Consider the following 6,315-nt stretch of genomic DNA (forward strand, 5'->3'; position numbering starts at 1 on the left):
TAATGTAGATGCTCTTAATGTAGTTTTAAGCGATACTGTACCAAATGGAACAATTTATGTACCAGGTTCTTTACAAGTAGATGGCAATCCAATAGGTGGAACACCAGCTAGTATAAATGTTGGAACTGTGCCTGCTGGAAATACTTCAATAGTAACTTTTAAAGTTCAAGTAATTTGTTAGAACTTTAAATATATATACCTAGAGAGTATTAGATTTAAAAATACTCTTTAGGTATTTTTATTTTATATATTAATTTTAAATTTGTCTCGTTAGCGTCATAGCCGTCAGGCTAATCATATATCTGGATATATCTTAGGTTGACGGCTATGACGATATCGTGAAATATTATTAATGCAAAATTAGATTAATAACAATCTGTTGTTTAAAGATTATACTATGGTTATAATATTAAATATGATAACTACAACTAATGCGAGGTGATTTAGTTTGAAAAAAATAAGTTTAGGAACTAGCAATTTTAAAAAAATAATAGATAATAATTATTATTTCATAGATAAAACATTGATAATTAAAGAATTTTTAGAAGATAGTGGAGAAATAGTTTTACTACCAAGACCAAGACGTTTTGGAAAAACTTTTAATCTATCTATTTTAAAATACTTTTTAGAAAAATGTGATGAAGATAGATCATACCTTTTTAAAAACTTGAAAATAGAAAATGAAACTGAAATTATGAAAAAACAAGGAAAGTATCCTCTTGTGTACATTACATTTAAAGATGATAAACATGCTAATTTTAATAACTTCATAGATATATTTAGACATAAGATGTCTAGTCTTTATATATCTTTTAAATATTTATTAAATACACTTGATTCTGCTGAAAAAACATATTTTAATGATATTTTATATAGAACAAGTACGATATCAGAACTTGAAGTATCACTACTAAAACTAAGTGAATATCTAAATAAGTACTATAATCAAAAAGTAATAATACTTATTGATGAATATGATACTCCTATTCACGAAAGTCATTTTAAAAATTATTATCCAGAGATGATAGGTTTTATAAGAAACTTTTTATCAGCAGCATTAAAGGACAATATAAATCTTGAAAAAGCTTTCGTTACAGGAATACTTAGAGTTGCTAAAGAAACAATTTTTTCAGGACTAAATAACCTTGAAGTTTATAGTATTTTAGGAGAAAAATATAGTGATAAATTTGGATTTACAGAAGAAGAAACCGTAGAATTGTTAAAATACTATAACTTAGATGAACAAATAGAAACATTCAAATCTTGGTATAATGGATATATTTTCGGTAGTACTACAATATACAATCCTTGGTCGGTTCTTTCATACATTAATAAACCAGATAGAGAATTCATGCCTTATTGGGTGAATACTTCTGAAAACAGTATTATTAAAAGTTTACTTGCAAAAGGTGATGAAGATATAAAGCTTGGACTTGAAAATTTATATAATGGTGGATATGTTGAAACTATAATAAATGAAGATGTAGTAATGTGTGAAATAGATTTAGGAAATGAAAATATTTGGAGCTTTTTATTATTATCAGGATATCTTAAAGCTATAGAAAAATATAAAGATGAAGATGATGAATTATTTATTTATAAACTATCTATACCTAACAAAGAAATACGAACTCTTTATAGAGACATTATAAAAAAATGGTTTAGAGAAGGGTTTATATCTAATGATTTTACTAAAATCCTTAAAGCCTTAACAATAGGAGATATAGAGTTATTTGAAGAATATTTCTCTAGCTATGTACTTACTAGCTTTAGTTACTTTGATGTAGGTGGTCAAAACCCAGAAAAAGTTTATCATGCATTTGTTTTAGGTATGCTTGTTTCTTTAAGTTCAACTCATGAAGTTATTTCAAATAGAGAATCTGGACTGGGTAGATATGATGTATGCCTTATACCAAAAGGGAATCCTAGTTCTAAAATAGCTATAATTATGGAATTTAAAAGCATAAGAGTAAATTCAAAAATGACCTTAGAAAAAGGTCTAGAAGTTGCTTTAAAACAAATAGATAAAAAACTATACGATACAGAATTAATAAATCGTGGAATTAATAATATTATAAAAGTTGCCCTATCATTTAAAGGCAAGGAAGTTTTGATTGAACAAGCTGAATAAATAACGAAAAGACCTAGAAAGTGTTAACTTTAAAAATACTTTCTAGGTCTTTTACATTATATACTAAAAAATCAAAACAGTAACAGCAAACCCTTTAGTTTATAATATTTAAATTCATTAGTCTCATATAAAATATAAATCACGATATCGTGAAATATAATTAATCCTACTTTCAATGATATGGTTTCATTATCTGACAGCTTAGGAATTTCTATAGTTGAACCTATAATGGGTAACTCCAACATTTTAAAATTTTTGAGACTAGCTCTTATTAGATATACACTCATATATTATTATAAATAACTATATGCAAGATAAATAGTAATGTTTATAAAAGAAAGGGATGATGAAAATTGGCTAATGCAAGTTATGCACCAGTAGGAAGTGGACCTTTGGCTGGTGCTATAGGGTGGGTGAATTTTTCAACAACGGCTTTGAATCCAAATACAGCAACAATAGTAAATGGTACATTAAGAGATGGGTCAACAATTTTATTTAATTTGACAAATACTGATGTTTCAGGGAATAGGTCATATATAGGAACAAATGCGCCAACATTTGGAGCGGCACCTTTTGGAAATGCAGGAGGATATCAAGGAGTTACAGGATCTGTGATTATGTATTCATTAGGCGGTGCTGCATATAGAAGTATTCTTAGTTTTAGTGATATAGTAGTAAAAGATCATCTAGGAATAACAATTCCAGACTATACCATAGTTACAGCAGATGGAGAAGCAACCAGTACAGGAGAAAATTTAATATTTAACACTGATGGAGGAGTATGGGATCAAATAGGAAATATAGGTGCCGGAAACTCACCTTCATTTGTCGGATTAGGAACACCTACCGTGACGGCTACTGGAATATCTACAAATTATCATTCATTAATTTTAACTACAACATCGCCTAAAAATATTGACATAACTTTATTTGGTACTGGTGGATTAGAAGGTGTAGCATTTGGTGTTATATTAACAAAAGCTCAAGTCAATAAAGTAATTAATAATAGAGTGTATTCAAATGACCAATTTGACTTATCTATAACAGGAGCAACTATAAGTTCAACAACCATAACAACAGGGAATTCAAATGGTACTCAACTACAAAGCCCTTATTTGTATGTAACATTAGATAGTATTAGTAGTTCATCTTTTATTATTAATGAAAGCATGGCACCAGGTAGTATAGGTACCCTTGGAACTAATTATAAAACTACTGTACAAAATGCTAACTTTACTCCAGGAGGAAGTACAGTACCATCAAGTGGAACACTTGGTGAAACTATAACTGCCAAACTTGGAGACTGGATGGTAACTACTATAACAAATACTGCTATAACATCAACATTAACTGCAACTAAAATAGTAGATAAGGTAAAAACACTGCCAGGAGATATATTAACATACACTATAGAGTTAAATAATCAGGGGCCGTTGACTATAAGTAATACTGTATTTAAAGACACTATACCAACAGGAAGTAGTTTTATAGCCAACAGTATAACAATAAATGGAGTATCAGTGCCAGGTTCAGTTGCACCACCAAGTGGAGTAAATATTGGAACATTACCAATTGGTGTTACGACATTAACATTCCAAGTAGCATTACAAACTACCCAAGTTGTAAATAATACTGTTAAAAATAATGCAACTGCTATTGGATATAATAATTTAATTCCTATAAATGTAACAATACCTACAAATTCAAATACGGTTACAACAACGATACTAGGAGCTGTAAGTTTAACATCAACTAAGATAAGTAAACCTTACGCTAATATAGGAGATGTTTTAACTTATACTATACCGATAACTAATATTGGAAATACTACAGCAATAAATATATTATTTATAGATACAATACCAAATGGAACTACATTTGTAACAAACTCACTAAGACAAGATGCTACTGCTGTTAGTGGAAGTCCAAACCCTCCTGGAATAACACTATCAAATCCGATTGGAAGAAGTAGTACCTCAACACTAACATTCCAAGTAAGGGTTATTACATTGCCTAGTCCTAATCCAATACCAAACTCTGCAACTCAAATCTTTCAATATACAATAGATAACTCAACAGTTCCAAATGTAGTTGGAAATGGTTCTTCCAATACAAATATAGCTAATACTTTTATAAATAGAGCAGATTTATCAAGTATAATTAAGGTTGTTAACAAAGATTTTGCAATTATTGGTGATGAGTTAACTTATACAATTAGTATTCCTAATACAGGAACTACCAATGCTAATTCTGTAATTTTTATAGATACAATACCAACTGGTACAATATATGTACCAAACTCATTTACAGTAAATGGTGTAGTAAAGTCTGGAGTAAGTCCACAACCTCCTGGTGTTAATATAGGTACAATACCATCAGGTGAAACGTTTAAAGTAACGTTTAAAGTAACAGTAAATACTATACCATCGCCAAATAATGTTTTAAATAGTGCAACTACAACATTTATATATCAAGTTGATCCAAGTGTTGTTACTTCTACAACGGGCAGTGCAAATAGTAATATAGTAAATACAACTATAGCTAGAACTGCAATAATTTTACCTACAAAATCAGTTAACGTACCAGGAGGATTTATTGGCAATACAATTACTTATACAATAGGCTTTAGAAACACTGGAACTACAACAGCTCATAATATATTCTTTACAGATACTACTCCAAATGGTACAACATTTGTTAACGATTCTATTCAAATAGATGGAACAACTATAACTTCAGCTACACTAAATCCACCCTCTGGAGTAACTATACCAGATTTAGGAGTAAATCAAAGTACTACACTAACATTCCAAGTAGTAGTAAATACAATACCATCACCGAATCCTATTACAAATATAGGTACAACAAGTTACAGATATACTGATACAGCAAGTGGAACTAGTGGAGGTGGTATAAATAACACTAATACAGTATCAACATATATATATCCAAATAGTAACCCTTTCAAAACAGTAGATAAGCAATATGCAACAGTAGGAGATACATTAACTTACACATTAGGATGGTTAGAAGTTTTAGGTGTGGATCAAACTGATGTAATATTTGTAGATACTATACCTGATGGAACAACATTTGTACCAAATTCAGTAACAGTTAACTCAATGTTAATACCAGGTGCCACAGTTACAGCACCTAATGGAATAAATACAGGAACATTATCAGCTGGTCAAATGGTTAGTGTAAATTTCAAAGTAATTGTAAATACTATTCCAACTATTAATCCGATACCTAATGATACTACACTTATATATAGCACTACTTTAACACCAGTAAAACAAAGTGATGTATCAAATATAGTAACTACTCAAATAAATTACTCAAATTTAACTGGATTAATTAAGAGCGTTGATAAGGACTTTACAACGGTAGGAGATACTTTGACTTATACTGTAACTCTTGAAAATACTGGAAATTCAACTATGGAAAATTTAGTATTTTTTGATACAATTCCAAATGCTACAACATTTATTAATAATTCATTTGTGTTAAATGGAGTAACCTTACCAGGTGAAAATCCAGATCAACCATTAGGTGCTAGTATTGGAACAATCCCTATAGGAGGGATTGCTACAATATCATTTAAAGTAATTGTAAATACTATACCATCACCAAACTCTATTCCTAATACTGCAAGCTTAATAGGAAATTATATAGTAAACCCTATAACAGGAACTACTATAAGTGCTGGAGGAAATACAAATACAGTTTTTAGTAAAGTTTATTTTGCTGATTTGAGTAATGTTATAAAAGGTGTAGACAAAGCATTTTCAGATGTTCCTACTACTTTAACTTACACTATAACTATAGTAAACAGTGGAAATACTACTGCTGATAATGTAGTATTTGTAGATACTATTCCTACTGGAACGTTCTTTGTGTTAAATTCAGTATTTGTAAATGGAGTTCAAAAAGGTGGCGCAAATCCAAGTCCTCCTAGTGGATTTACTATAGGTACAATACCTGCTGCTTCAACTTTTACAGTAACATTTGAAGTTTACGTTAATAGTATACCAACGACAAATCCGATACCTAATACAGGAACAGTTGGATATAACTTTGTAGTTGACCCAACTCTATTAACTACTTCAAGTGGTGTTCATAATACTAATACTGCATATACTACAATAAATCATGCTACTTTAGGAAATATATTAAAATTTACA

The 6,315-nt window shown here is 29.7% G+C and carries 3 protein-coding genes; all 3 read left to right on the forward strand.

Features of this window, described 5'->3' with window-relative positions; all coding sequences use genetic code 11:
• The coding region (locus ACRC03_RS18870; RefSeq protein ID WP_438654155.1) for a hypothetical protein at positions 1-181 on the forward strand (181 nt) is incomplete at its 5' end.
• 267 nt (positions 182-448) lie between these two features.
• Entirely contained in the window at positions 449-2,131 is a 1,683-nt protein-coding gene (locus ACRC03_RS18875; protein WP_438654156.1) for an AAA family ATPase, read from the forward strand.
• Positions 2,132-2,484: 353 nt separating this feature from the next.
• The coding region (locus ACRC03_RS18880) for a beta strand repeat-containing protein (RefSeq protein ID WP_438654157.1) at positions 2,485-6,315 on the forward strand (3,831 nt) is incomplete at its 3' end.

Origin of the sequence: Romboutsia sp. (genome assembly GCF_051659545.1) — a bacterium.
Taxonomy (GTDB): Bacteria; Bacillota; Clostridia; order Peptostreptococcales; family Peptostreptococcaceae; genus JBOFOR01.